Genomic DNA, 24,611 nt, shown 5'->3' on the forward strand with positions numbered 1-24,611 from the left:
CGCCGTGGCGGACAGGGCTGTGGCGGCCGCGGCAGCGCCGACCAGGGCGAGCCGACGGCTCGGACGGGTGATACGCATCGTGAAGATCCTTTTCCTTGCGGCACGGCTGTGCCCTCGCTGTTTTCGCGCAGGGGGCAGCCGGGCGGTTCGTGGGAGGGAGAGGGGTGACACGGCCGTCGGGCCCGCGGGGCGCCGCCGAGCCGTGCCCCCGTGCCGCCGCCGGGTGAGCGGCGGCGGCACGGGCCTGCGGCCGGCTGTCGGGGGGTTTCGAGCCGCCCGCGGCGAAGCGCTCCGTGCCGTAGCGGAGCACCCATCGCCAAGAACGGCGCCGGACGCCGATCGGTTCACGACCCCCGGAAGTTTCCCCGGTCCCCGCCGTCCGGCGGGAAGCGGCCGCACGCCGGCACCACGACGTCGCGGCAAGAAGGTCGCGGCAAGGACGGCGACAAGAAGACGGAAAGGTTCGGCCAAGGGGCTCCGCGCAGTGTCGGTCCCACGTTCCCGCCCGTGCGGGAGACACACCACAGGACACCTGGACAGGACAGAGCCTCACCTATGAACGGGACCTTGGACGCGGGACTCACCACCCTCGCCCCGGCTCGGGCGCACGCCCGGCACATCACCTCGGACGACGACTGCGACGCCTTCGTCGGCGATCTCTACGCCCGGTACAGACCCGTGCTCCTGCGGTACGCCACGCGGCTGCTGGACGGCGACTGGCACAAGGCGGAGGACATCCTCCAAGAGGCGGTGACCCGCGCCTGGAAGAACGCCCGGTTCCTGGGCCCGCGCGGCGAGGAAGTGCGGCCCTGGCTGTTCACCGTGGTCAAGAACCTGGTCATCGACCACCATCGGGCCCACCGGATCCGTCCCCTGGATCCGACGACCGCCACGGAGCCGAACGCCGTCCAGGACGGCACCGACACCGCCCTCACCTCCCACGTGGTGCTCGAAGCCCTCCGGGGACTGAACGAGCAGCAACGGACCGTCATCCAGCTCACGTACTACCTGGAGTTCAGCGTGGCCCAGGCCGCCGAACACCTCGGCATCCCGCCCGGCACCGTCAAGAGCCGCGCCTTCTACGCCGTGCGGGCCCTGCGCAAGGCACTCGCGGCGCAGGGCGTGCTCGGCGCGTGACCCCCGTACGGCACGACGTCCGCACGCCCCGCGAGACGGACGTCACCATGTCCCGGAACAGGAAGCCGGCCGTCCCACACTTCCGCCGCCGCCCGGGTCAGGGACCGAGCCGGGCGACCGGCAGGCGGAGTTCGAACAGGGCTCCGCCCGCCGGCGCGTCGCGGACCGTGAGCGTGCCGCCGTGCCGCACGGCGACGTCACGGGCGATGGCCAGCCCGAGGCCGGCCCCGCCGTCGTCGCGGCTGCGGGCGGCGTCGAGCCGGACGAACCGTTCGAAGATCCGCTCCCGGTCGGCCGCCGGCACACCCTCCCCGTCGTCGGCGACCGCGGCCACCGCCACGTCACCGTCCCGGCGCACCGACACCTCCACCGCCGAGCAGGCGTGCCGCCGCGCGTTGTCGAGCAGATTGGCCAGCACCCGCTCCAGCTGTCCCCGAGATCCGGCGACCGTCACCGCGTCATCGGCCCGCACGCTCACCCCGGCCCGGCCCTGTGCCTGCGCGCGCGCCAGCGCGGCGAGGTCGACCCGCGCGTCGGCGGGCCGCTCCCCCGCGTCCAGCCTGGCCAGCAGCAACAGGTCGGCGGCGAGCCGCTGCAGCCGTACGGTGTCCTCGACCGCGCCGTCCAGGTCGAGCAGCTCGGGATGGGCGGCGGCCACCTCCAGCTGGGTGCGCAGCGAGGCGATCGGGCTGCGCAGCTCGTGCGAGGCGTCGGCGACGAACCGCCGCTGCCGTTCCACCGATCTCTCCAGGGCGGCCAGCGTCTCGTTGGTCGTCGTGGCGAGCCGGGCGACCTCGTCGTGGGTGCCCGGCACGGGGACGCGTCGGGTGAGGTCCTCGCTGGCGGTGATCGCGGCCATCTCCCGGCGGATGCCCTCCACCGGGCGCAGCGCGCGCCGGGTGACGAGCCAGGTCACCCACGCCACGACCGCGAGCAGCGCCGGGAAGCCGATCAGCATGACGGTCAGCGCGGTGTCCACGGCGCCGTGCTCGGCGGAGAGCGGGGCACCGGCGTAGACGGTGAGCCGGCCCCTGTCCCGGGTCTCGACGGGTACGGCGGCGAACCGGTAGTCCTCCGTGTCGCCGTCGATCGTCGCGGACCCGTCGCCGACGGTGGTCCGCTCGCCGATCTCGCCGGGTTCGAGGGACTTGCCGGGGCCGTCGTCATCGTCGTCGCCGTCGCGCTCCCCCGTGGCGGCCGGCGCGGGCACCGGCTTCACCGCGCCGACGCCGGTGCCGCTGATCCGCTCCAGGTCCTCGCTGGCGGCGACCAGCCGGCCGTCCTCGTCGACGACCTGCACCGGCCGGTCGTCGACGTCCAGCGACAGCTCGCCGTACGGCGTCCCGACGGAGAGCTCGGCGGCGACCTCCCGCGCGGAGCGTTCGGCCTGGGTGCCGGCCTCGCCGAGCAGGTTCGAGCGCAGGGACAGCAGGACGGCGGTGCCGGCGACGACGAGGGCGACGGCCACGACGAGGGTGGCGGCGAGGGTCGCGCGGGCCCGGACGGATCCGAAGAGCCGGCTCACCGCCCGCCCTCCAGCCGGTATCCGGCGCCGCGCACGGTGTGGATGAGACCGGCGCGCAGCTTGCGCCGCAGCGCGCTGACGTACACCTCGACGATGTTGGGGTCGCCGTCGTAGGCGAAGTCCCAGACGTGCTCCAGGATCTCCGCCTTGGACACCACCTGCCCGGCCCGCACCACGAGCTCCTCCAGGACGGCGAACTCCTTGGCGGTCAGGGTGACTTCGCTGTCGCCGAGAAACACCCGGCGGGCGGCGGTGTCTACCTTGAGATCCCCGTGGACGTGCACGGGCGAGGCCCCGGCGCCCTGGGCCCGCCGCCGCAGCAGCGCCTTCACGCGGGCGACGAGGACGACGTAGGAGAAGGGTTTGGTGAGGTAGTCGTCGGCGCCCGTGTCCAGGCCCTCCGCCTCGTCGTACTCGCCGTCCTTGGCGGTGAGCATGAGGATCGGCACGTCGTGCCCGGCGGCGCGCAGGGCGGCGCAGACCCGGTAGCCGTTGAGGCCGGGCAGCATGATGTCGAGGACGACGAGGTCGTACGCGCCCTCGGACGCCCGGCGCAGCCCCTCCCGCCCGTCGTGGACGACGTCCACGGCGTAGCCCTCGGCGGTCAGGCCCCTGGCGAGCGACAGGGCGAGACGCTTCTCGTCCTCCACGATCAGGATGCGAGAGGGACGGCGCGCAGCGCCTCCGGCAGGGTGGTGGGTGACGGGTGGGCGCATGGCGCAAGGGTCCCAAAAGCCACCTGAAGATCCCTTCAGGTGGCTTCAGGCTGCCCTCAGCGTCGGCCGGTGACAGTGGGGACGTCGGAAACGGAACGACAGTGAACGACTCGGAAGGAACCCGCATGAAGCGCAACATCGTGATCGCCGCCGTCACCGCCGCCGCACTGGTCGGAGGCGGTACGGCGACGGCCCTGGCGACCACGGGCGACGACACGCCGGACACGGGCACGGCCCGTCAGGCGGACGGCACCCGTACGGCGGACGACGCGGCCGACCGGGACGACGACGCCCGCGTGGCCTCGGTCGAGGTGTCGGCGGCCGACGCCATCGCCTCCGCCCTGCGGGAGGCGCCGGGCACCGCCGTCTCGGCCGAACTGGACGACGAGGACGACGACGGCGGGCGCGCGGCCTGGGAGGTCGACGTCCTCGCCGGCGACGGCACCTGGCACAGCGTCCGGATCGACCCGGCCACCGGCAAGGTCCTCGGTTCGCAGACGGAGGACGACACCGACGACGCCGCCGAGGCGCGGGCCGCGCTGAAGGGCACGTCCGTGGACGCCGCCGAGGCAGCGAAGGCCGCGGCCGGTCACGGCACCGTGACCTCCGTGGAGCTGGACGACGACGGCCACCACGGCGACGGCAAGGCCGCCTGGGAGGCCGAGACCCGGTCCTCCGGCACGGCCGAGCAGGAATGGCGGGTCGACGCCGGGACCGGCAAGGTCACGGCCGATCACCCGGACGGCTCGGGCTCTGACTCGGACGACTCGGACTCGGGACCGGACGACTCCGGCCCGGACGACGACTGAGCAGCCCCGGCCGCCCGCCGGACCGGCCGTGGCGGCCCGGCGGCACCAGCGCCACTGCCACGGCGACCGCGCCGGACACCGCGAAGCAGATGGGCAGCGGCAGCCGTTCCACCAGCAGGCCGACCGCCGCCGCACCGGCGGACATCCCGGCGTTCACCGCGGTGTTCACCCAGGCACCCGCCCGGGTCCGGGACCCCGGCGCCGCGCTCTCGTCGGCGATCAGGTACGTCGTCGTCAGCGCCGGTGCCACGAACAGGCCCGCGCAGGCGACGGCCGCGACCAGCGCGCCGATGCCGGGGGCGAGGCCCGCGGCGGCCAGGCAGAGGCCGATGCCGGCCGCGAGGAACGGCAGCCGGGCGCGGGCCGACGCACCCCAGGTGATGGCGCCGTTCAGCAGTCCGCCGACCGCGCTGCCCGCCGACAGCGCCGCGAGCACCCAGGCCACGGTGCCGCCCCCGAGGCCGTGCTGCCCCGCGAAGGCGACGACGAGGAGGTCGACGGCGCTCACCGCGACCCCGACGCCCGCGGCGACGACGACGGGTTGCAGCAGGGCACGTCCCTGCCCCGCTCCCTCGGGACCGGCCGGCGCGGAGCCGTCCTTCTCACCCGCCGCCGGACGCAGCGTGCCCGCCGCGGGCGAGGTGACGAAGGCGAGGGTGCCCACCGCCACCAGCAGTGCGCTGAGCACGACGCCGACGGCCGGCGGGGCGACGCCGACCACCACACCGACCAGGAGCGGGCCCGAGACGAAGAGCAGTTCCTCGGCGACGCCGTCCAGGCTGTAGGCGCGCTGGAGCATCCGGCGGTCGGGCAGCAGTCCGGCCCACACCGCGCGCATCGTGGGGCCGAGCGGGGGCGTGCAGGCGCCCGCGAGGGCGGCGGTCACCGCGAGGACGGCCGCGGGCGTGCCCCGGTACCCGCAGACCGCGGCCAGCGCGCACAGCAGGGCGGCGTACAGCAGGGCCATGGGGAGCAGGGCCCGGCGCGGGCCGTGCCGGTCGACCAGGGCCGCGCGGTAGGGGGACAGGAAGACGCTGGTGGCGCCGAAGAGCGCCATGACCGTGCCGGCCACGGCGTACGACCCGGTGGAGCGGGTCAGGGAGAGCATCAGGGCGAGGGAGACCGTGCCGTACGACAGCCGCCCGACGAGGGCGGCCGCGAACGTGCGGCGGGCATGGGGGACGCGGAGGACGGCGGCGTAGGAGGGCCGCTCAGTGGGTGTGGACACGCGAAGGGTTCCTCAGGAGGAGGCGACTAGGGGACGCCGAAGCGCGCGACGGCCGGGTGCGGCGGTCGCGTGCGGGGCGGGTCCTAGGCCAAGAGGAGGAACACGCGGGTCAACGTACCAGCGCGGCTCCGTGGCCGCACTGGTTTTTCGCGCACGCCCGGCCTCAGCCCCGCGTCAGCCCCGTCACCAGCTCGTCCGCGGCGCGGTACGGGTCCAGTTCGCCCGCCACGATCCGTTCGGCCAGCGCGCCCAGGCGCCGGTCGCCGTGGAGGTCGCCGATGCGTTCGCGCAGGGTGGTGACGGCGATCGTCTCGACCTCGCGGGCGGCGCGGGCCCGGCGGCGCTCGGCCAGCACGTCCCGCTCCTCCATCCAGGCGCGGTGCTTCTCCAGGGCCTCGACGACCTCGTCGACGCCCTCGCCGCGCGCGGCGACCGTCTTGACGATGGGCGGGCGCCAGTCGCCGGCGGCGCGGGCCTCGCCGAGGCCCAGCATGTGGTTCAGCTCGCGGGCGGTGGCGTCCGCGCCGTCGCGGTCGGCCTTGTTGACGACGTAGACGTCGCCGATCTCCAGGATCCCGGCCTTGGCGGCCTGGATGCCGTCGCCCATGCCGGGGGCGAGGAGGACGACGGAGGTGTCGGCCTGCGAGGCGATCTCGACCTCGGACTGGCCGACGCCGACGGTCTCGACGAGGATCACGTCGCAGCCCGCCGCGTCCAGCACGCGGATGGCCTGCGGCGCGGCCCAGGCGAGGCCGCCGAGATGGCCGCGGGTGGCCATGGAGCGGATGTAGACGCCGGGGTCGGAGGCGTGCTCCGACATGCGCACCCGGTCGCCGAGCAGGGCGCCGCCGGAGAACGGCGAGGACGGGTCGACGGCCAGGACGCCGACCCGCCTGCCCTGCTTGCGGTACGCCGTGACCAGCGCCGACGTGGACGTCGACTTGCCGACGCCCGGCGAGCCCGTCAGGCCCACCACGTACGCGCCCCCGGTGAGCGGCGCGAGGGCCGCCATGACCTCCCTGAGCTGTGGGGACGCCCCCTCCACCAGGGAGATCAGCCGGGCCACGGCCCGCGGCCGGCCTTCCCTGGCCTGGGCGACCAGCGAGGAGACGTCCTGCATCACAGCTCCGTTCCGAGTAGCGCGTAGGTGGGGAGAAGGGGGTGTCAGGCCTTGGGTACCCGGACGATCAGCGCGTCACCCTGACCGCCGCCGCCGCACAGCGCCGCCGCGCCGACGCCGCCGCCGCGCCGCTTGAGCTCCAGCGCCAGGTGCAGGACGAGCCGGGCGCCGGACATGCCGATCGGGTGGCCCAGGGCGATGGCGCCGCCGTTGACGTTCACCTTTTCGGTGGATACGCCGAGGTCCTTCATCGACTGCACGGCGACGGCCGCGAACGCCTCGTTGATCTCGATCAGGTCGAGGTCGCCGACCTCCAGGCCCTCCTTCTTCAGGGCGTGCCGGATGGCGTTGGACGGCTGCGACTGCAAAGAGTTGTCGGGACCGGCCACGTTGCCGTGGGCGCCGATCTCGGCGATCCACTCCAGGCCGAGCTCCTGGGCCTTGGCCTTGCTCATGACGACCACGGCCGCCGCGCCGTCGGAGATCTGCGAGGAGGAGCCCGCGGTGATCGTGCCGTCCTTGGCGAAGGCCGGGCGCAGCTTGCCGAGGGACTCGGCGGTGGTGTCGCCACGGATGCCCTCGTCCTTGCTGAACAGCACCGGGTCGCCCTTGCGCTGCGGGACCTCGACCGGGGTGATCTCGGCCTCGAAGACGCCGTTCTTCTGGGCGGCGGCGGCGCGCTGGTGGGACAGGGCGGCGATCTCGTCCTGCTCCGGACGGGCGATGCCGAGGCGGGTGTTGTGCTTCTCCGTCGACTCGCCCATGGCGATGTTCTCGAAGGCGTCGGTCAGGCCGTCGTGCGCCATGGCGTCGAGCATCTGGACCGCGCCGTACTTGTAGCCCTCGCGGGACCCCGGCAGCAGGTGCGGGGCGTTGGTCATGGACTCCTGACCGCCGGCCACGACCACGTCGAATTCGCCGGCGCGAATCAGCTGGTCGGCGAGCGCGATGGCGTCGAGGCCGGAGAGGCACACCTTGTTGACGGTGAGCGCCGGGACGTTCATGGGGATGCCGGCCTTGACGGCGGCCTGGCGGGCCGGGATCTGGCCGGCGCCGGCCTGCAGCACCTGCCCCATGATCACGTACTGGACCTGGTCGCCGCCGATCCCCGCACGGTCCAGGGCCGCCTTGATCGCGAAGCCGCCGAGGTCGGCCGCGGAGAAGGACTTCAGCGAGCCGAGCAGGCGCCCCATCGGGGTGCGGGCACCCGCGACGATGACGGAGGTCGTGCCGTTCGTTGCAGAAGACATGAGCTGCGATCCCCTTTTCCGGCCCGCACAGGCCGAGGAGTGAACGAGGGTTTACTCGAATGTACTGAGCGGTATCCCGCCCGTCACCGTGCTGTCAGTGTGATCGCCCGCACGTTGCGCAACCACCTCGGGAGCGCTGCACTGGATTCCATGCTGACGCGAATCGACCACATCGGAATCGCCTGCCACGACCTCGACGCGACCGTCGAGTTCTACCGTGCCACCTACGGCTTCGAGGTGTTCCACACCGAGGTCAACGAGGAACAGGGCGTGCGCGAGGCCATGCTCAAGATCAACGATACGTCGGACGGCGGCGCGTCGTACCTCCAGCTGCTGGAGCCGACCCGGGAGGACTCCGCGGTGGGCAAGTGGCTGGCGAAGAACGGGGAGGGCGTCCACCACATCGCGTTCGGCACGGCGGACGTCGACGCGGACGCCGCGGACATCCGCGACAAGGGCGTACGCGTGCTGTACGACGAGCCCCGGCGCGGTTCCATGGGGTCGCGGATCACCTTCCTTCACCCCAAGGACTGCCACGGCGTCCTGACGGAACTGGTCACTTCGGCGGCCGTCGAGTCACCTGAGCACTGACCCTCGTACATAAGGGCCGGTAGGGTTGGGTGCGGTCGCCGCTCAGTCCAGGGTGACCCGGTCCTGTCGTCACCGGCGCCGGGACCGCCGGGGTCCGTGTTTCGGGGGGCGAGGGACGGGGCAGCAGCCCAAGCTCCGCCGTTGATCTGACACCATTCCCCCGGGGGCCCCGTTCGGTGGACGGACGGAGCCCGTTCTAAGGGATTTGCGACCAGGGGACGGATGGGACCGCGCAGTGCGGGGCTACGAGAGCCAGGAGCGAGAGCCGGCGGCTGACGTCGACCACCTCTCTCGGTTCGAGGCCGAGATGAAGCGGCTGAAGACCGAGCGGGAAAAGGCGATCCAGCACGCCGAGGACCTCGGCTACCAGGTCGAGGTGCTGCGCGCCAAGCTGCACGAGGCGCGGCGCACCATCATGTCCCGGCCCGCCTTCGACGGCGGCGACCTCGGGTACCAGGCCGAGCAGTTGCTGCGCAACGCGCAGATGCAGGCCGACCAGCTGCGCGCGGACGCCGAGCGCGAGCTGAGCCAGGCCCGGGCGCAGACCCAGCGCATCCTCCAGGAGCACGCCGAGCAGGCCGCCCGGCTCCAGGCCGAGCTGCACCAGGAGGCGGTGACCCGGCGCCAGCAGCTCGACCAGGAGCTGGCCGAGCGCCGGCAGACCGTCGAGTCGCACGTCAACGAGAACGTGGCGTGGGCGGAGCAGCTGCGCGCCCGCACCGAGCAGCAGGCCCGCCGGCTGCTCGACGAGTCCCGCGCCGAGGCCGAGCAGGCCCTGGCCGCCGCCCGCGCGGAGGCCGAACGGCTGACCTCCGAGGCCCGGCAGCGGCTGCGCAACGACGCCGAGACGGCACGTGCCGAGGCCGAGCAGATCCTGCGCCGCGCCCGCGCGGACGCCGAACGGCTGCTGAACGCCGCCTCCACGCAGGCCCAGGAGGCCACCGACCACGCCGAGCAGCTGCGCAGCTCCACGGTGAGCGAGTCGGAGGCCGCGCGCCGGCAGGCCCAGGAGCTGAGCCGGACCGCCGAGCAGCGCATGAGCGAGGCCGAGGAGGCGCTGCGCAAGGCGCAGGCCGAGGCCGAGAAGCTGGTCGCCGAGGCCAAGGAGTCCGCGGCCAAGGCCCTGGCGAGCGCCGAGTCGGCCAACGAGCAGCGCACCCGCACCGCCAAGGAGCAGGTCGCCCGGCTGGTCAGCGAGGCCACGAAGGACGCCGAGACGACGAAGGCCGAGGCCGAGCAGCTGGTCGCGGACGCCCGCGCCGAGGCCGAGAAGATCGTCGCCGAGGCCGCCGAGAAGGCCCGTACGGTCACCGCCGAGGAGTCGGCCACCCAGCTGTCCAAGGCCGCCAAGACCGCCGAGGACGTGCTGAACAAGGCGTCCGAGGAGGCCAAGCGGACCACGAGGGCCGCCGTCGAGGAGGCCGAGCGGATCCGCACCGAGGCCGAGGCGGAGGCCGACCGGCTGCGGGCCGAGGCGCACGACATCGCCGAGCAGCTCAAGGGCGCGGCGAAGGACGACACCAAGGAGTACCGCGCCAAGACGGTCGAGCTCCAGGAGGAGGCGCGCCGGCTGCGCGGTGAGGCCGAGCAGCTGCGCGCCGACGCGGTCGCCGAGGGCGAGAAGATCCGCGCCGAGGCCCGCAAGGAGGCCGTGGCGCAGATCGAGGAGGCGGCGAAGACCGCCGAGGAGCTGCTCGCCAAGGCCAAGGCGGACGCCGACGAGCTGCGGCGGACGGCGACCGCGGACAGCGAGAAGGTCCGCACCGAGGCGATCGAGCGGGCGACGACCCTGCGCCGCCAGGCCGAGGAGACGCTGGAGCGCACCCGCGCCGAGGCCGAACGGCACCGCGCGGAGGCCGCCGAGCGCGCCGAGGAGCTCCAGGCGGACGCCGAGCGTGCCGCCCGCGAGCTGCGCGAGGAGGCCGAGCGTGCCGTCGCGGCCCGGCAGGCGGAGGCCGCCGAGGAGCTGACGCGGCTGCACGCCGAGGCGGAGGAACGCCGCGGCGCCGCCGAGCAGGCGCTGACCGAGGCCCGCGAGGAGGGCGCGCGGATCCGCCGCGAGGCCGCCGAGGAGAGCGAACGGCTGCGCACCGAGGCCGCGGAGCGCATCCGCGCGCTCCAGCAGCAGGCCGAGACGGAGGCCGAGCGGCTGCGCACCGAGGCCGCCGCCGACGCCTCCGCGTTCCGCGCGGAGGGCGAGGCCGTCGCCGTACGGCTGCGCACGGAGGCCGCGGGCGAGGCGGAGCGGCTGAAGTCCGAGGCGCAGGAGAGCGCGGACCGGGTCCGGGCGGAGGCGCAGGCCGCCGCCGAGCGCATCGCCGCGGAGGCGTCGGAGACGCTGGCCGCCGCGCAGGAGGAGGCCGCCCGGCGCCGCCGCGAGGCGGAGGAGCTGCTGGGCGCCGCCCGGCAGGAGGCGGACCAGGAGCGCGAGCGGGCCCGCGAGCAGAGCGAGGAGCTGCTGGCCTCGGCGCGCACTCGCGTGGAGGAGGCACAGGCCGAGGCGACCCGGCTGGTCGAGGAGGCCGACCGGCGCGCGACCGAGATGGTGTCGGCCGCCGAGCAGCACGCGCAGCAGGTGCGGGAGTCGGTCGCCGGGCTGCACGAGCAGGCCCAGGAGGAGATCGCCGGGCTGCGCAGCGCCGCCGAGCACGCGGCGGAGCGCGCCCGGCGCGAGGCCGAGGAGGAGGCGGACCGGGTCCGCGCCGACGCCTACGCGGAGCGGGAGCGGGCGAGCGAGGACGCGAGCCGGCTGCGCCGCGAGGCGCAGGAGGAGTCGGAGGCCGCCAAGGCGCTGGCCGAGCGGACGATGTCCGAGGCGATGTCGGAGGCCGAGCGGATCCGGTCGGACGTCGCCGAGCACGCCCAGCGGGTGCGCACGGAGGCGTCGGACACCATCGCGGAGGCCGAGCAGGCGGCGGCGCGCACCCGGGCGGACGCCCGCGAGGACGCCAACCGCATCCGGTCGGACGCGGCGACGCAGGCCGACACCCTGATCACCGAGGCGCGTTCCGAGGCGGAGCGGCTCACCACGGAGACGGCCGCCGAGACCGACCGCATCCGCACCGAGACGGTCGCGGAGGCGGAACGCGTCCGCACCGAGGCGACGGACGAGGCCGAGCGGCTGCGCACCGAGGCGGCGGCCGACGCCGAGCGGCTGCGGACGGAGACGGCCGCCGAGGCCGACCGGGTCCGGGCCGAGGCGAGCGCCCGGGCCGAGCAGCTCCTGTCGGAGGCCGGCGGCGAGGCGGAGCGGCTGCGGGCCGAGGCCGCCGAGGCGGTCGGCTCCGCACAGCGGCACGCCGAGCGGCTCCGCACCGAGGCGGAGCGGCTCAAGGCCGAGGCGGCGGCGGAGGCCGAACGGGTCACGGCGGCCGCCCGCGAGGAGGCCGAGCGCACCCTGGACGAGGCCCGCAAGGATGCCAACAAGCGGCGTTCGGAGGCGGCCGAGCAGGTCGACACGCTCATCACGGAGACCACGGCCGAGGCCGACAAGCTGCTCACCGAGGCCCAGCAGCAGGCGCAGAAGACCACCGCGGACGCCGAGTCGCAGGCCGACACGATGGTCGGCGCGGCCCGCGCGGAGGCCGACCGGATCGTCGCCGAGGCGACGATCGAGGGCAACACCCGGGTGGAAAAGGCCCGTACGGACGCGGACGAGCTGCTCGTCGGCGCCCGGCGGGACGCGACGGCCATCAGGGAGCGCGCGGAGGAGCTGCGCGAGCGCCTCACCTCCGAGATCGAGGAGCTGCACGAGCGGGCCCGCCGCGAGGCCGCCGAGACGATGAAGTCGGCCGGCGACCGCTGCGACGCGCTCATCAAGGCCGCCGAGGAGCAGCTCGCCAAGGCCGAGGCGAAGGCCAAGGAGCTGGTGTCGGAGGCCAACTCCGAGGCCGGCAAGGTGCGCATCGCCGCCGTCAAGAAGGCCGAGGGCCTGCTGAAGGAGGCCGAGCAGAAGAAGGCCTCGCTGGTCCGGGAGGCCGAGGAGCTCAAGGCCGAGGCGGTCCGGGAGGCCCGGCGCACGGTCGAGGAGGGCAAGCGCGAGCTGGAGATCCTGGTGCGGCGCCGCGAGGACATCAACGCCGAGATCTCCCGGGTGCAGGACGTGCTGGAGGCGCTGGAGTCCTTCGAGGCCCCGGCGGGCGGCAAGGACAACGGGGTCAAGGCCGGTGCGACGATCGGCGCCCCCCGTTCGGGTGGCAAGTCGTCAGACGGCTAGCCTCGGAGGAGGTTTCCGTGTCTCCTGGAAGGCTCTGACTCATCGCCGCCTTGACCTTTGATCTGGAGTTTGGCAAGCCGTCCAGGGGTCAGCCACTCAAAAGAGGTGTCATTCTCCAGATCAAACACGCATCCGCTCGATGACACACCGCAATGACGCCTAGGATTCCCTCTATCACCTCACCGGTCTCTTTCGACAGGAACCCCATGAGCGACACTTCCCCCTACGGCTTCGAGCTTGTGCGGCGTGGGTACGACCGCGCTCAGGTGGACGAACGTATCTCCAAGCTCGTCTCCGACCGTGACAGCGCCCTGTCCCGCATCACCGCTCTGGAAAAGCGCATCGAGGAGCTCCACCTCGAGACCCAGAACGCCCAGGCCCAGGTCAGCGACGCCGAGCCGTCGTACGCCGGTCTCGGTGCCCGGGTCGAGAAGATCCTGCGCCTCGCCGAGGAGGAGGCGAAGGACCTGCGGGAAGAGGCCCGGCGCGCCGCCGAGCAGCACCGCGAGCTGGCCGAGTCGGCCGCCCAGCAGGTGCGCAACGACGCCGAGTCGTACGCCGCGGAGCGCAAGGCCAAGGCCGAGGACGAGGGCGTCCGGATCGTCGAGAAGGCCAAGAGCGACGCGTCGCAGCTGCGGGCCGAGGCGCAGAAGGACGCGCAGTCCAAGCGCGAGGAGGCGGAAGCCCTCTTCGAGGAGACCCGCGCCAAGGCCGCGCAGGCCGCCGCCGACTTCGAGACGAACCTCGCCAAGCGCCGGGAGCAGTCCGAGCGCGACCTGGCCTCCCGTCAGGCCAAGGCCGAGAAGCGCCTCGCGGAGATCGAGCACCGCGCGGAGCAGCTGCGTCTGGAGGCGGAGAAGCTGCGCACGGACGCCGAGCGCCGTGCCCGCCAGACCGTCGAGACGGCGCAGCGCCAGGCCGAGGACATCGTGGCCGACGCCAACGCCAAGGCCGACCGCATCCGTTCCGAGTCGGAGCGCGAGCTCGCCGCCCTCACCAACCGCCGCGACTCCATCAACGCGCAGCTGACCAACGTGCGCGAGATGCTGGCGACCCTCACGGGCGCCGCGGTGGCCGCCGCCGGTACGCCGGCCGAGGACGAGTCGGTCTCCCGCGGGGTGCCGGCCCAGCAGACCCGCTGACGCGGGGCGCGGACCGGCCGGAGCAGGGAAGTACCCGGGCGAAGCCCTCTGCCACTGGGGTGGCAGGGGGCTTCGCCCCGTTCTAGCGTGGCCGCATGATCGAGCTCGAGGGGCTGACCAAGCGGTACGGCGAGAAGGTGGCGGTCGACGACCTCACGTTCACCGTCAGGCCCGGCATCATCACCGGCTTCCTCGGGCCGAACGGTGCGGGCAAGTCGACCACCATGCGGATGGTGCTGGGACTGGACCGGCCCACCTCCGGGGACGTCCGCATCGACGGCCGCCGCTACGACCAGTTGAAGGACCCCCTCACGTACATCGGCGCCCTGCTGGACGCCAAGGCGATGCACGGCGGGCGCAGCGCCTACAACCATCTGCTGTGCCTGGCGCAGGCCAACGGGATCCCGTCCCGCCGGGTGCACGAGGTGCTGGACACCGTCGGGCTGACGGCGGTCGCGAAGAAGAAGGCCAAGGGTTTCTCCCTCGGCATGGGCCAGCGGCTCGGCATCGCCGGGGCGCTGCTCGGCGATCCTCGGATCCTGATGTTCGACGAGCCGGTCAACGGCCTGGACCCCGAGGGCATCCACTGGATCCGCACTCTGATGAAGACGCTGGCCGCCCAGGGCCGTACGGTCTTCGTCTCCTCCCATCTGATGAGCGAGATGGCGCTGACCGCCGACCACCTGGTCGTCATCGGCCAGGGCAGGCTGCTGGCGGACACCTCGATGGCCGAGTTCATCGAGGAGAACTCGCGCGGTTACGTCCGGATCCGCACCCCGCAGCGGGAGCGGCTGCTCGACGTGCTGCACGACGCCGGGATCACGGTCGTCGAGAGCGGCGCCGAGGTCCTGGAGGTCGACGGCGACATGTCGGAGGCCATCGGCGAGCTGGCGGCGCGGAACCGGATCGTGCTGCACGAGCTGAGCCCGCAACGGGCCTCGCTGGAGGAGGCGTTCATGCAGCTGACGGCGGAGTCGGTGGAGTACCACGCGCACGACGGACAGCCGCTCGCGGCACCGCCGCGGCAGTGGACGGCGCGGGGCGGACAGCAGGACGGACAGCAGGACGGGCGGCGGGGCGGACAGCAGGACGGGCGGCGGGGCGGACAGCAGCGGACACAGCGGTGGGGCAGCGACTGGAGGCAGCGATGAGCACGACCGCGACACAGGTCGTCCGGTCCGAGTGGACCAAGATCCGGTCGGTGGCGTCCACGGTGTGGACCCTGTCCCTGGCCCTGGTCCTCACCGTCGCCCTCGGCATGCTGATCTCGGTCCTGTCGAAGAACGAGTTCGGCGACCTGAGCAGGCGGGACCAGTTCTCCTTCGACCCGACCTTCATCAGCTTCGCCGGGATGAGCATCGGCCAGCTGGCGATGATCGTCTTCGGGGTGCTGGTGGTGGCGAACGAGTACAGCTCCGGCATGATCCGCACCTCGCTGGCGGCCGTGCCGCAGCGCGGCACCTTCCTGTTCAGCAAGATCGCCGTGGCCACCGGTCTCGCCCTGGTCGTCTCCATGATCACCAGCTTCGTCGCCTTCTTCCTCGGTCAGGCGATGCTCGGCGACCTCAAGGCGTCGATCGGCGACCCGGGTGTGCTGCGGGCGGTCATCGGCGGCGGCCTCTACATGACCCTCATCGCGATGTTCTCGATGGGGGCCGCCGCGATGCTGCGCTCCCCGATGCTGTCGCTCGGCATCCTGATGCCGTTCTTCTTCCTGATCTCCAACATCCTCGGCCACGTCGACGTGACCAAGAAGGTCGGCCGGTTCCTGCCCGACCAGGCCGGCAGCAAGATCATGCAGGTGGTGACGCCGATCGACGACGACGCCCCGTACGGCCCCTGGGGCGGCCTGGGGATCATGGTGGTGTGGGTGGTGGCGTCGCTCGTCGGCGGGTACCTCGTGCTGAAGCGGCGCGACGCCTAGTGCCGCGGCAGGCGACGTTCGCCCGGTGAGGAGCGGCGTCCGGTGCGTGCTCCGGGGCCCCCGGCCGGAGGCTGGGGGAGTGCCGGCCGGAAGCCCTCGTACTGTGGACTACTCGGGCTTCCGGCCGGTGCGGCGGGTGGGGGCACCCCCTCGGGGGAGCGTGCCGGGCGTCGCGACGGGGCGAACGTCGCCTGCCGCGGCACTAGGAAGGGCCTCGGGGCGGCCGGTTTTTTTACCCGGTCTTGAAGGGAACCGTCAGCGCCTCGATATCCTCCTAACTCTTACGGGGGCGTGTGCCCCGCTGTCCTGAACCTTTCGATGGGTGCGGAGCATGATCGAGGCAGTCGGCCTGACCAAGCGCTACGGCGACAAGACCGCTGTGTACAACCTGTCCTTCCGGGTGCGGCCCGGTGCCGTGACCGGGTTCCTCGGGCCCAACGGCTCCGGCAAGTCGACGACGATGCGCATGATCCTCGGCCTGGACAACCCGACCGCGGGCCACGTGACGATCGGCGGCCACCCGTACCGCAGGCTCCCCAACGCGCCCCGCCAGGTCGGTGCCCTGCTCGACGCCAAGGCGGTGCACGGCGGCCGGTCCGCCCGCAACCACCTGCTGAGCCTGGCCCAGCTGTCGGGCATCCCCGCCCGGCGCGTGGACGAGGTGCTCGGCGTGGTCGGTCTGCAGGACGTGGCCAAGCGGCGTTCCAAGGGCTTCTCGCTCGGCATGGGCCAGCGGCTCGGCATCGCCGCCGCACTGCTCGGCGACCCCCAGGTGCTGCTCTTCGACGAGCCGGTCAACGGCCTGGACCCCGAGGGCATCCTCTGGGTGCGGAACCTGATGAAGGCCCTCGCGGCGGAGGGCCGTACGGTCTTCGTCTCCTCGCACCTGATGAGCGAGATGGCGCTGACCGCCGATCACCTGATCGTCATCGGGCGCGGCCAGCTGCTCGCCGACATGAGCGTGACGGACTTCATCTCGGCGAACTCCGCCGACTTCGCGCGGGTGCGCACCCCGGACACCGAGCCGCAGCTGCGCGAGAAGCTGACGTCCGCGCTGACCGAGGCGGGCGGGCACGTGCTGCCCGAGCAGGACGGGGCGCTGCGCGTGACCGGCCTGGCGCTGCCGCGGATCAGCGACATCGCGCACGAGTCCGACGTACGGCTGTGGGAGCTGTCGCCGCACCAGGCCTCGCTGGAGGAGGCGTACATGCGGATGACGCAGGGCGTCGTCGACTACCGGTCGACCATCGACCAGAAGGCCGGGCTCCAGCAGCCGCTGCCGCCCGGTGCGCAGCCTCCGATGCCGGTGCCGGGCCAGGGCCAGCCGGGCTGGTACGCTCCGCCGCCGCAGCCGGGCGGTCTGCCCGCGCCGGCGCCGCAGGGTGCGCCCGGTCAGGCCCCCGCGGGCCCGTACGGCGCCCCGGCCGCTCCCGGCGCGCCCTCGGCGGGCGCGCCGTCGGACAACCCGTACGCGCGGCAGGCCTCATCGGCCCCCGCGACACCCCCGGCCGCCCCCGCGACACCTCCGGCGGCCCCCGCGACACCTCCGGCGGCCCCCGCCGCGCCCGCCGCCCCGGCTTCCGCCGCCGACCCCTCCCCCGCGCCCGTCACCGACCCGACCAAGTCCGAGGACGCCCGATGAGCACGCCCCAGCCCCCGATGCCGCAGGCCGCGCCCGAGTGGCAGGCGGCGCCCGGTTCGCCGTACCCCACCTACACCTCGCCGATCCCGGTGGTGCCCACGCATCTCGGGCACGCGCTGGCCTCCGAGTGGACCAAGATCAGGTCGGTGCGCTCGACGATGTGGACGCTGGGCGTGTTCGTCCTGCTGGTCCTCGGCATCGGAACGCTGGCCGGTGTGGTGGTGGCGAGCTCCAGCACGGACGCGTCCGGTGAGAACGCGCTCAGCCTCGGCTTCTTCGGTCTGCTGCTCGGCAGCATGTGCGTCATCACGCTCGGCGTGCTGACCACGGCCTCGGAGTACGGCACCGGCATGATCCGCACGACGATGACCGCCTGCCCCAGCCGCGGCCGGGTGCTCGTCGCGAAGGCGATCGTCTTCTTCCTGGTCGCGTTCGTGGTGACGCTGGTGTCCGCGACGCTCGTCGCCCTGCTGCACGTGGCTCTGCTGGAGGACCACGGCACGGTGCCGCCCACCGGCGAGGAGTGGCTGAAGAGCACCGTGGGCATCTCGCTCTACATCGCGCTGCTCGGGCTGCTCTCGCTCGCCGTCGGCTCCGTCATCCGGCACTCGGCCGGGGCCATCACCCTCATGATCGGACTCGTGCTGGCGCCGCTGGTGATCGCCCTGTTCATGTTCGCGCAGTCCCTGGAGGACGTGCGCACCGCCCTGCTGGAGTACTCGATCCCCAACCAGATGAGCGTCTTCTACACCAACTCGCTCTCGGAGTCCGGCCCGTCCGGCTGGGACCCGCTGTGGATCATGATCGGCGCAACGGCCGTCGTGTTCGTCGGCGCCTACGCCCTGCTCCAGCGGCGGGACGTCTGACCGGCCCTCAGAACCTCGGCGCGTTCCGGGACCGCTGCACCCGCGTGGTGCGGCGGTCCTTCGCGTTCCAGCAGGACTTGTGCCAGTGCCGGCGGTCGTCGACGCCCGAGTACGCCGGCCAGGCCACCACGTGCGGGACACCGTCCGGGATCAGCTGGTCGCAGCCCGGGCAGCGGTACGACTTCCCCTGCGCGCTCGCGCCGGCCACGTGCCGCACGCTCCAGTCCTCGCCCCGCCAGCTCTCCGACGACTGCCAGCCGCCGTAGCGGCCGGAGCCGTCGTCCTCGGCGCTCCGGCCGGACACACCGGCTCCCTTGGGTCGGTTGCGACGCGGGGACACAGGACACCTCACGGAGCTATACAGGAAGCACGGACCGCGTCCAGCCTACGCGGCACGGGTCAAGCGCCCTCGGGCCTCCCTCGACGGCCGATTCTGCAGACAATCCGCATATCCCCTCCCCGGCCGTGTCCTCGGCACGTGTCGGGTGGTTATGCCCTGCGGGGGAGCTCCGTGTCGGAGCCGAGGAAGCAGGAAGAGCAATGCGCGTTGGAAGTTTCGTGTTGGGCGCCCAGTTCCCGGGCCAGGGCCAGGGAGAGGCGCTGCACCGCGCGGTCCGCTCCGCCGAGGTCGCCGAGGAGGCGGGGCTCGACACGGTCTGGCTGGCCGAGCACCACTTCGTGCCGTACGGCACGTGTCCGTCGGCCGTGACGCTGGCCGCGCTGCTGCTGGGCCGCACCCGCCGCATCCGGATCGGCACGGCGGTCAGCGTGCTGCCCACCGTCCATCCCGTGGCACTCGGCGAGCAGGCCGCGCTGCTGCACGTCACGAGCGGCGGCCGGTTCTCGCTGGGCGTGGGCCGCGGCGGCCCGTGGATCGACCTGGAGGTGTTCGGCGCGGGCCTGGAGGCGTACGAGGCGGGGTTCCCGGAGTCACTCGATCTGCTGATGCGCTGGCTTCGCGAACCGGCCGTCGCCGCCTCGGGGGACCGCTTCCGGTTTCGCGAGGTGCCCGTCGTCCCGCGGCCCTCGGAGGCCCTGTCGGAGGCGCCGGGGCCGGAGGTCGTGGTGGCCTGCACGTCCCCGTCGAGCGTGCGCACGGCGGCCGAGCGGGGACTGCCGATGCTGCTCGGGATGCACGTCGGGGACGAGGAGAAGGCCGAGATGGTCGCCCTGTGGCGGCGGCACGCCCGCGCCGCCGGGCGTCCGGACACGGAGATCCGCGACGCGGCCCATGTCTCGGCCGGCGTCTGCCAGATCGCGGACCGGCGCGCCGACGCGGCGGAGACGCTGCTCAAGGCGATGCCGGGCTGGCTGCGGCAGGGGCTGGGCGCCCATGTCACGGTGGACGGCCGCGCCCGGCGGATGCGCGACCCGCTGGCGTACACCGAACTGCTCTGCGGGCTGCACCCGGTGGGCACGCCCCGGTTGTGCGCGGACCGGCTCGCGGCGACCGGCGAGCGGACCGGCATCTCCCGTTTCGCGCTGCTCGTCGAGGGCTCCGGCGACCTCGCGGCGACCGAGGAGAACGTGCGGCGCCTCGGGGCCGAGGTACTCCCCCAGCTCCGCTGAGCGGGCCGGGGACGGACGGATGCCCGGTGCCCGCGAAGGGCCGGGCGGGAAGCTTGCCGCTCCGGTACGAACTGCACCTCCCGCGTACGGAGCGGCAAGCGGACGGCCATCGCGTCAGCAGTCGCGGAACTCGGGCGACTGGTTCAGCACTTGGCTGCGCACCGAGGTGAAACGGGTCAGCGTCTCGTCGACGGAGGGGTCCAACGGGAACACCGCCACCCGGTGGCAGTTCTGGAAGGCCAGCCGCACCCCGAAGTGCCGCTGCAGCGCACCGCGTATGGCGTCACTCGCGAGCGCACGCAGCAGCTGACCGCGCGCCTGCTCGTCCGGCGGGGGCGTCTGGTTGTCGGCGAAGGCTCCGCCGTCGACCTTCAGCTGCGCCACCAGGGAGCTGATCATCTCCCATGCGTAGGGCAGGGAGGTCCGGACGCAGTCGACGAATTCTGCTTCGTCGACCTCGCCTCGCTCGGCCTTTTCGAGTAGGGCCGGTGAGACGTCGAGCGACATGGGTTCTCCTCTCGCACCCCCGACCAGCAGGGGTTGCCGGACAGTGAAGGGAGCGCGCGATGTCGGACACGCTACGTACACGCATCGCGACCTCCCGTTCAATACCGTAAGCAACCGATCGGGACCGCACCAGGAGAATGCCCAGATGGGCCCCATCCGGTACGCACACAATCGGCCAGTGCGCAACACGGGATCATTGGGAGAAGTGAGACGTTCCATCGGAGGCCGGGAGCGGAGGCGAATCGCTTCGGGACGGTCGCGTCGAGTAGCGTTGCCGACCATGCGTCTCGTCATTGCCCGCTGCTCCGTCGACTACGCCGGACGGCTCACCGCCCACCTTCCCTCGGCCCCGCGGCTGATCCTGGTCAAGGCGGACGGCAGCGTCTCGATCCATGCCGACGACCGGGCCTACAAGCCCCTGAACTGGATGTCGCCGCCGTGCACCCTCAAGGAGGGCTCCGGTGACGAGGCGGGCGTCTGGACCGTCGTCAACAAGGCGGGCGAGAAGCTCATCATCACGATGGAGGAGATCCTCCACGACTCCTCGCACGAACTGGGCGTGGACCCCGGCCTGATCAAGGACGGCGTGGAAGCGCACCTCCAGGAGCTGCTCGCCGACCGCATCGAGACCCTCGGCGAGGGCTACACCCTGATCCGCCGCGAGTACCCGACGGCCATCGGGCCGGTCGACATCCTGTGCCGGGACGCCGACGGGAAGACCGTCGCCGTCGAGATCAAGCGGCGCGGCGAGATCGACGGCGTGGAGCAGCTCACGCGCTATCTGGAGCTGTTGAACCGCGATCCCCGTCTCGCCCCGGTCCGCGGCATCTTCGCGGCCCAGGAGATCAAGCCCCAGGCACGCGTCCTCGCCACCGACCGCGGCATCGGCTGCACGGTGCTGGACTACAACGCCCTGCGCGGCATCGAGGACGACAAGCTGCGGCTGTTCTGAGCGGTACGGGCGTGAGCCCGCGTGCGTGAGGGGCCGGGTCCGTGGTGCGGACCCGGCCCCTCACGCGTCGCGCCCTCAGATGATCTGCCCGGTGGCCGGAGCGGATCCCGTGCCGCCGGTCGCGGTACCGCTCTGCGTCGCGGTCGCGGGGCTGCTGACGGGAGCGCTCGCGGTGGTCGGGGTGGTGGTGCCGGGCCGGGTCGCGCTGTCGGAGGTCGACGGGGTCGACGGCGAGGACGGCGCCGTCGTCGGCGTCCCGGAGGGCGGCTCGGTCGTGGGCGTCGCGGACGGCGGGGTGGTGGGCGGCTTGGACGAGGCCGACGGCTTGGGCGTCGTGGGCGACTCGGACGACGCCGACGGCTGCGGCTTCGTCGGCCCGCCCGAGGCGCTCGGGCCGCTCGGGCCGCCGGTGCCGCTCGGGCTTCCGGGTCCGCCGCTGCCGCTGGGGCTGCTCGACGGCCGGCCCGAGGCGGTCGGCGTCGGGTCGTCGGAGGTGCCGGGGGTGCCGTCCGGGCCGGGGTCGGTCGGCCGTGCGGTCGCCTCACCGGTGTCCACGGAGCCGTCGCCGTCGTCCTTCGGCCGGTCGGCGCCCAGGCTGCCGTCGTCGACGCCCTGGCTGGCCGACGGGTTGACGCCGACCTGGTCGGAGGGCGTGCCCGCGTCGTTCTCGGAGGTGGCGCCGAGCGTCACCACCGTGCCGAGCACGGCGACGAGCAGCGCGCCCGCGCCGGCGGCCACCAGGTTGCGCCGCGCGAGGCCCCTGATGCCGCCCATGGCCTTGCGGGACGACCCCGGGGACGGATCCCGGCGGGCGATGAGCGTCGGGGACTGCGGCTGCGGCTGGAGCGGCGGGAAGGGCGCGGGCACACCGGCCGACGGCGACGCCGACTCCTCGTGCCGGGCGTCGGGCACCTCCTCGGCCGCGGTCGGGCCGAAGACGGCGACGGGTCCCGCGCCGACGGCCGCGGCTCCGGCTCCGGCGGCACCGGGCGCGCCCGTGCCGGTGCCCAGGCCGGGGGTGTCCCCGGAGCGGTCGGCCACCAGGGCGAGGGCGCGGCGGCCCGAGACGGCGCCGCGCTTGTCGGAGAGCGCGCCGCGCAGCCCGATGGACGCCTCCAGCTCGGCGCGGGCCCGGTCGAGCTGTCCCTCGCACAGTGCGAGGACGCCGAGCTCGTGGTGGAAGTAGGCCTGTTCGGCGACGTCTCCGGCGAGCCGGGAGGCCTCGGCGCCGGAGCGCAGCGCCCGTTCCCAGGCGCTCCAGTGCAGCCCGGCGGCGAACGCGGGGGCCGCGGTGCGGGCCAGCTGGACGGCGGGGCTCTCCTCGCCGTCCTCGGGCGGGGTCGTCGCCGGCACCAGCACGGCGAGGGCGGCCAGGACGGCGTCGGCCTCGGCGCAGACGCGCTCGGGGGTGACCGAGGGGTGCCCGGCCCACCAGGCGTAGTGCCCGGCGACGGTCGACGCCTTCTCCTCGACGTCGTCGGCGTACCCGGCGCCCTCCAGCTGGGCGAGCACCCCGGCGGCGAGCCGGTAGCGGGAGCCGACCGGCGAGACCAGCCCGCCGTCGGCCAGCTCGCCGAGGGCGGCGTCCGCGTGGGTGTCGCCGACCAGCGCGGGCAGGTGCGCCTGGTGCGGCACCTCGCCGCCGAGGGCGACGGCGAACTCCAGGGTGGCGCGGGCCGAGGCGCTCATCCGGGAGGCGAGCAGCGGCGCGGGCGCGGCGGCCTCGCCGACGGACGGCAGGGGCACCTCGTCGCTCTCGGCGGCGTCGTGGGGCGTGCCGTCGGCCGGGCGGGCGTCGGCGAAGACGCCGAACTCGTCGACGGCGTCGGCGCCGGCCCGCAGCCGGTCGCGCCGGCGCAGCAGCGCACCGGCCTGCACGAACCGCAGGGGCAGGCCCTCGGACTCGAACCAGAGGTCGCCGGCCCAGTTGGCCTCCTCGTCGGTGAGGGACCGGCCGGCGGCGCGCTCCAGCAGCTCCACGCCGTCCGAGCGGTCCAGGCCGGTGAGGAAGACCTCCTCGACGGCGGAGACGGCGGAGGGGGCGGGCACGTCCGGCGTCGCGGCGACGAGGAAGGCGCACTCGGGGGTGGCGGCGAGCAGTTCGTCGAGGGCTGCGCCGCCGAACTCCACGTCGTCCAGGACGACGACCGCGCCGATCTCGCGGACGAGGCCGAGCAGCTCTTCCCGGTCCGGCCGGTGCAGGGGGGCGCGGTACACGGCGTGGAAGAGGTCGTACAGCAGGTCGTCGGCCGTGCGACGGAAGCCGCTGAGGCGGACGACGCCGTCGGGCGCGAGACCGGCGCAGTCCTCGGCGACGACGTCGAGGAGGCTGGTGCGGCCGGAGCCGGCGGGGCCGGTCAGGCGCACGGAACGGCCGCGGGCGAGCAGTCGCACCAGGCGTTCGCGTTCGTCCTCGCGGGCCAGCAGCCCCAGCACGGTCCGGGTCGGCCCCGGCGGAACGGGCGGGCGGCCGGCGCGGTCCAGCTCGGCGCGTTCGGCCGCGGTGAGCTTCTCCGGGCGGGCGGGGCGCTCGGCGGGCGGGCAGACCTCGATCTCGCTGCCGTCGACGGGGTTGACCGTGAGCAGGAAGTCACCGGAGACGAGCTGCACGGTGCGGGCGAGCGCGGGCGTGTGCTGTCCGAAGTCGGGCGTGAGGGGGTCCCTGGGCGGGCGCGGGCGCGGCGTGCCGCCGCCGTGGCCGTGCTCCTCGGGTCCCCGGTCGTTCGGGTCCATAGGTTCAAGCCCCCCAAAAGCGTCGTGTGCCGGGTCCCCGGTCGGGACCACCCCTCCCGGCCTTGCCGCACACCGCGCTGTCGCTTCTGGTCCGGGCCCGCCAGTGGGTTGCGATGCGACGGGCAGCCAGACCCTAAACCTTCGCTCAGTATCTCCGACAGGCCGGGGTGCCGTCCCGTCCGAGAGGTCACAGTCTCGTGAGGATTGGTCCCGTGAGGATTGCGCGCCTCGGGCGTTTCGCCGGGACGGCGCCCGGGTCCCTGCGGCGGGGCGTTCCGCGGCCGCCGGGTGCGACGGCCGCCGGGGGTCACACCCTGGGCAGGGTCTCCACGCCGATGCCGCCCTCGATGGCCAGGATCCTGTGCAGCCGGGTGGCCACCAGCAGGCGCTGCATCTGCAGCGGTACGCCGCGCAGCACCAGGCGCCGGCCGCAGCGGCCGGCCCTCCGGTGGGCCCCCATGATCACCCCGAGTCCGGTGGCGTCCCAGGAGTCCAGCTCTGACAGGTCCAGGACCAGGTCGCCGACTCCGCCGTCGACGGCCGAGTGCAGGACCGTACGGGCGTCCGCCGCGCTGCGGACGTCGAGGCGGCCCCCGACGACCAGCTCGACGTGGTCGCCCCTGATGTGCATATGCGCTCCCCGGCGTGCGTCTTGTGCTCGGCGATGTGACTCACGGGTGATCT

The 24,611-nt window shown here is 73.7% G+C and carries 20 protein-coding genes; 11 read left to right on the forward strand and 9 right to left on the reverse strand.

What is annotated here, in order from left to right; translation table 11 throughout:
• Positions 1–555: 555 nt before the first annotated feature.
• On the forward strand, positions 556–1,137 hold the full coding sequence (locus ACIRFH_RS03950) for a sigma-70 family RNA polymerase sigma factor (protein ID WP_403516961.1): 582 nt from the start codon (positions 556–558) through the stop codon (positions 1,135–1,137).
• Positions 1,138–1,234: 97 nt separating this feature from the next.
• Here the strand turns inward: ACIRFH_RS03950 and ACIRFH_RS03955 are convergent, their stop codons facing one another.
• Both ACIRFH_RS03955 and ACIRFH_RS03960 read right to left on the reverse strand, forming a co-directional pair.
• Complete coding sequence (locus ACIRFH_RS03955; RefSeq protein ID WP_403516962.1) at positions 1,235–2,662, reverse strand: sensor histidine kinase; 1,428 nt, start codon at positions 2,660–2,662, stop codon at positions 1,235–1,237.
• Entirely contained in the window at positions 2,659–3,378 is a 720-nt protein-coding gene (locus tag ACIRFH_RS03960) for a response regulator transcription factor (protein WP_403516963.1), read from the reverse strand. Before ACIRFH_RS03960 ends, ACIRFH_RS03955 begins: the two co-directional genes overlap by 4 nt.
• A gap of 125 nt (positions 3,379–3,503) precedes the next feature.
• On the opposite strand from ACIRFH_RS03960, the gene ACIRFH_RS03965 reads away from it, so the two are divergent.
• Positions 3,504–4,187, forward strand: coding sequence for a PepSY domain-containing protein (locus ACIRFH_RS03965; protein WP_403516964.1), 684 nt, complete (start codon positions 3,504–3,506; stop codon positions 4,185–4,187).
• Here ACIRFH_RS03965 and ACIRFH_RS03970 read toward each other — a convergent pair.
• From ACIRFH_RS03970 to ACIRFH_RS03980, 3 genes are all read right to left on the reverse strand, one after another.
• Positions 4,102–5,415: an MFS transporter gene (locus tag ACIRFH_RS03970; protein WP_403516965.1), complete on the reverse strand. Its 1,314-nt coding sequence runs from the start codon at positions 5,413–5,415 to the stop codon at positions 4,102–4,104. The two genes, ACIRFH_RS03965 and ACIRFH_RS03970, sit on opposite strands and share 86 nt — an antisense overlap.
• Before the next feature lie 163 nt (positions 5,416–5,578).
• Positions 5,579–6,535: a methylmalonyl Co-A mutase-associated GTPase MeaB gene (gene meaB / locus ACIRFH_RS03975; RefSeq protein WP_403516966.1), complete on the reverse strand. Its 957-nt coding sequence runs from the start codon at positions 6,533–6,535 to the stop codon at positions 5,579–5,581.
• Positions 6,536–6,579: 44 nt separating this feature from the next.
• On the reverse strand, positions 6,580–7,785 hold the full coding sequence (locus ACIRFH_RS03980; RefSeq protein WP_403516967.1) for an acetyl-CoA C-acetyltransferase: 1,206 nt from the start codon (positions 7,783–7,785) through the stop codon (positions 6,580–6,582).
• Positions 7,786–7,935: 150 nt separating this feature from the next.
• Between ACIRFH_RS03980 and mce the strand changes: the two genes are divergently transcribed.
• The 7 genes from mce (at position 7,936) to ACIRFH_RS04015 (ending at position 18,166) form a co-directional block, all read left to right on the forward strand.
• Complete coding sequence (gene mce / locus ACIRFH_RS03985; protein WP_003973598.1) at positions 7,936–8,376, forward strand: methylmalonyl-CoA epimerase; 441 nt, start codon at positions 7,936–7,938, stop codon at positions 8,374–8,376.
• Between the two features lie 235 nt (positions 8,377–8,611).
• Positions 8,612–12,592 (forward strand): polarized growth protein Scy, encoded by a 3,981-nt coding sequence (gene scy / locus ACIRFH_RS03990; protein ID WP_403516968.1) that lies wholly within the window; start codon positions 8,612–8,614, stop codon positions 12,590–12,592.
• 206 nt (positions 12,593–12,798) lie between these two features.
• Positions 12,799–13,734, forward strand: coding sequence for a cellulose-binding protein (locus tag ACIRFH_RS03995; protein ID WP_403516969.1), 936 nt, complete (start codon positions 12,799–12,801; stop codon positions 13,732–13,734).
• A gap of 95 nt (positions 13,735–13,829) precedes the next feature.
• Positions 13,830–14,885 (forward strand): ABC transporter ATP-binding protein, encoded by a 1,056-nt coding sequence (locus tag ACIRFH_RS04000; RefSeq protein ID WP_403516970.1) that lies wholly within the window; start codon positions 13,830–13,832, stop codon positions 14,883–14,885.
• A complete protein-coding gene (locus tag ACIRFH_RS04005) occupies positions 14,882–15,658 on the forward strand; it encodes an ABC transporter permease (RefSeq protein ID WP_403516971.1) in 777 nt (258 codons plus the stop codon). The genes ACIRFH_RS04000 and ACIRFH_RS04005 overlap by 4 nt, the downstream gene beginning before the upstream one ends.
• A gap of 331 nt (positions 15,659–15,989) precedes the next feature.
• Positions 15,990–17,300, forward strand: a complete 1,311-nt coding sequence (locus ACIRFH_RS04010) for an ABC transporter ATP-binding protein (RefSeq protein ID WP_403516972.1) — start codon at positions 15,990–15,992, stop codon at positions 17,298–17,300.
• A complete protein-coding gene (locus tag ACIRFH_RS04015; protein ID WP_403516973.1) occupies positions 17,297–18,166 on the forward strand; it encodes an ABC transporter permease subunit in 870 nt (289 codons plus the stop codon). The genes ACIRFH_RS04010 and ACIRFH_RS04015 overlap by 4 nt, the downstream gene beginning before the upstream one ends.
• 7 nt (positions 18,167–18,173) lie before the next feature.
• Here the strand turns inward: ACIRFH_RS04015 and ACIRFH_RS04020 are convergent, their stop codons facing one another.
• Positions 18,174–18,506, reverse strand: a complete 333-nt coding sequence (locus ACIRFH_RS04020) for an ATP/GTP-binding protein (protein ID WP_403516974.1) — start codon at positions 18,504–18,506, stop codon at positions 18,174–18,176.
• A 200-nt stretch (positions 18,507–18,706) separates the two neighbouring features.
• Between ACIRFH_RS04020 and ACIRFH_RS04025 the strand changes: the two genes are divergently transcribed.
• On the forward strand, positions 18,707–19,735 hold the full coding sequence (locus tag ACIRFH_RS04025) for an LLM class flavin-dependent oxidoreductase (protein ID WP_403516975.1): 1,029 nt from the start codon (positions 18,707–18,709) through the stop codon (positions 19,733–19,735).
• Positions 19,736–19,849: 114 nt separating this feature from the next.
• Here the strand turns inward: ACIRFH_RS04025 and ACIRFH_RS04030 are convergent, their stop codons facing one another.
• Positions 19,850–20,242, reverse strand: coding sequence for an SCO5389 family protein (locus ACIRFH_RS04030; RefSeq protein ID WP_403516976.1), 393 nt, complete (start codon positions 20,240–20,242; stop codon positions 19,850–19,852).
• A 280-nt stretch (positions 20,243–20,522) separates the two neighbouring features.
• Between ACIRFH_RS04030 and nucS the strand changes: the two genes are divergently transcribed.
• Entirely contained in the window at positions 20,523–21,194 is a 672-nt protein-coding gene (nucS, locus tag ACIRFH_RS04035) for an endonuclease NucS (RefSeq protein WP_403516977.1), read from the forward strand.
• A 75-nt stretch (positions 21,195–21,269) separates the two neighbouring features.
• Here the strand turns inward: nucS and ACIRFH_RS04040 are convergent, their stop codons facing one another.
• Both ACIRFH_RS04040 and ACIRFH_RS04045 read right to left on the reverse strand, forming a co-directional pair.
• Entirely contained in the window at positions 21,270–23,927 is a 2,658-nt protein-coding gene (locus ACIRFH_RS04040) for an ATP-binding protein (protein ID WP_403516978.1), read from the reverse strand.
• 307 nt (positions 23,928–24,234) lie between these two features.
• A complete protein-coding gene (locus ACIRFH_RS04045; protein WP_403516979.1) occupies positions 24,235–24,558 on the reverse strand; it encodes an STAS domain-containing protein in 324 nt (107 codons plus the stop codon).
• Between the last annotated feature and the right edge of the window lie 53 nt (positions 24,559–24,611).

Origin of the sequence: Streptomyces sp. NPDC093586, assembly GCF_044764905.1 — a bacterium.
Classification (GTDB): Bacteria; Actinomycetota; Actinomycetes; order Streptomycetales; family Streptomycetaceae; genus Streptomyces.

What these genes read in the sequence shown, in the direction of transcription:
- ACIRFH_RS03960 (WP_403516963.1), bottom strand. Translation starts at nt 3,378, where the DNA reads ATGCGCCCACCCGTCACCCACCACCCTGCCGGAGGCGCTGCGCGCCGT.
- ACIRFH_RS04030 (WP_403516976.1), bottom strand. Translation starts at nt 20,242, where the DNA reads ATGTCGCTCGACGTCTCACCGGCCCTACTCGAAAAGGCCGAGCGAGGC.
- ACIRFH_RS04040 (WP_403516978.1), bottom strand. Translation starts at nt 23,927, where the DNA reads ATGGACCCGAACGACCGGGGACCCGAGGAGCACGGCCACGGCGGCGGC.
- mce (WP_003973598.1), top strand. Translation starts at nt 7,936, where the DNA reads ATGCTGACGCGAATCGACCACATCGGAATCGCCTGCCACGACCTCGAC.
- ACIRFH_RS03980 (WP_403516967.1), bottom strand. Translation starts at nt 7,785, where the DNA reads ATGTCTTCTGCAACGAACGGCACGACCTCCGTCATCGTCGCGGGTGCC.
- ACIRFH_RS04010 (WP_403516972.1), top strand. Translation starts at nt 15,990, where the DNA reads ATGATCGAGGCAGTCGGCCTGACCAAGCGCTACGGCGACAAGACCGCT.
- ACIRFH_RS03950 (WP_403516961.1), top strand. Translation starts at nt 556, where the DNA reads ATGAACGGGACCTTGGACGCGGGACTCACCACCCTCGCCCCGGCTCGG.
- meaB (WP_403516966.1), bottom strand. Translation starts at nt 6,535, where the DNA reads ATGCAGGACGTCTCCTCGCTGGTCGCCCAGGCCAGGGAAGGCCGGCCG.
- ACIRFH_RS04000 (WP_403516970.1), top strand. Translation starts at nt 13,830, where the DNA reads ATGATCGAGCTCGAGGGGCTGACCAAGCGGTACGGCGAGAAGGTGGCG.
- ACIRFH_RS04025 (WP_403516975.1), top strand. Translation starts at nt 18,707, where the DNA reads ATGCGCGTTGGAAGTTTCGTGTTGGGCGCCCAGTTCCCGGGCCAGGGC.
- ACIRFH_RS04015 (WP_403516973.1), top strand. Translation starts at nt 17,297, where the DNA reads ATGAGCACGCCCCAGCCCCCGATGCCGCAGGCCGCGCCCGAGTGGCAG.
- ACIRFH_RS03995 (WP_403516969.1), top strand. Translation starts at nt 12,799, where the DNA reads ATGAGCGACACTTCCCCCTACGGCTTCGAGCTTGTGCGGCGTGGGTAC.
- ACIRFH_RS04045 (WP_403516979.1), bottom strand. Translation starts at nt 24,558, where the DNA reads ATGCACATCAGGGGCGACCACGTCGAGCTGGTCGTCGGGGGCCGCCTC.
- ACIRFH_RS04005 (WP_403516971.1), top strand. Translation starts at nt 14,882, where the DNA reads ATGAGCACGACCGCGACACAGGTCGTCCGGTCCGAGTGGACCAAGATC.
- ACIRFH_RS03965 (WP_403516964.1), top strand. Translation starts at nt 3,504, where the DNA reads ATGAAGCGCAACATCGTGATCGCCGCCGTCACCGCCGCCGCACTGGTC.
- nucS (WP_403516977.1), top strand. Translation starts at nt 20,523, where the DNA reads ATGCGTCTCGTCATTGCCCGCTGCTCCGTCGACTACGCCGGACGGCTC.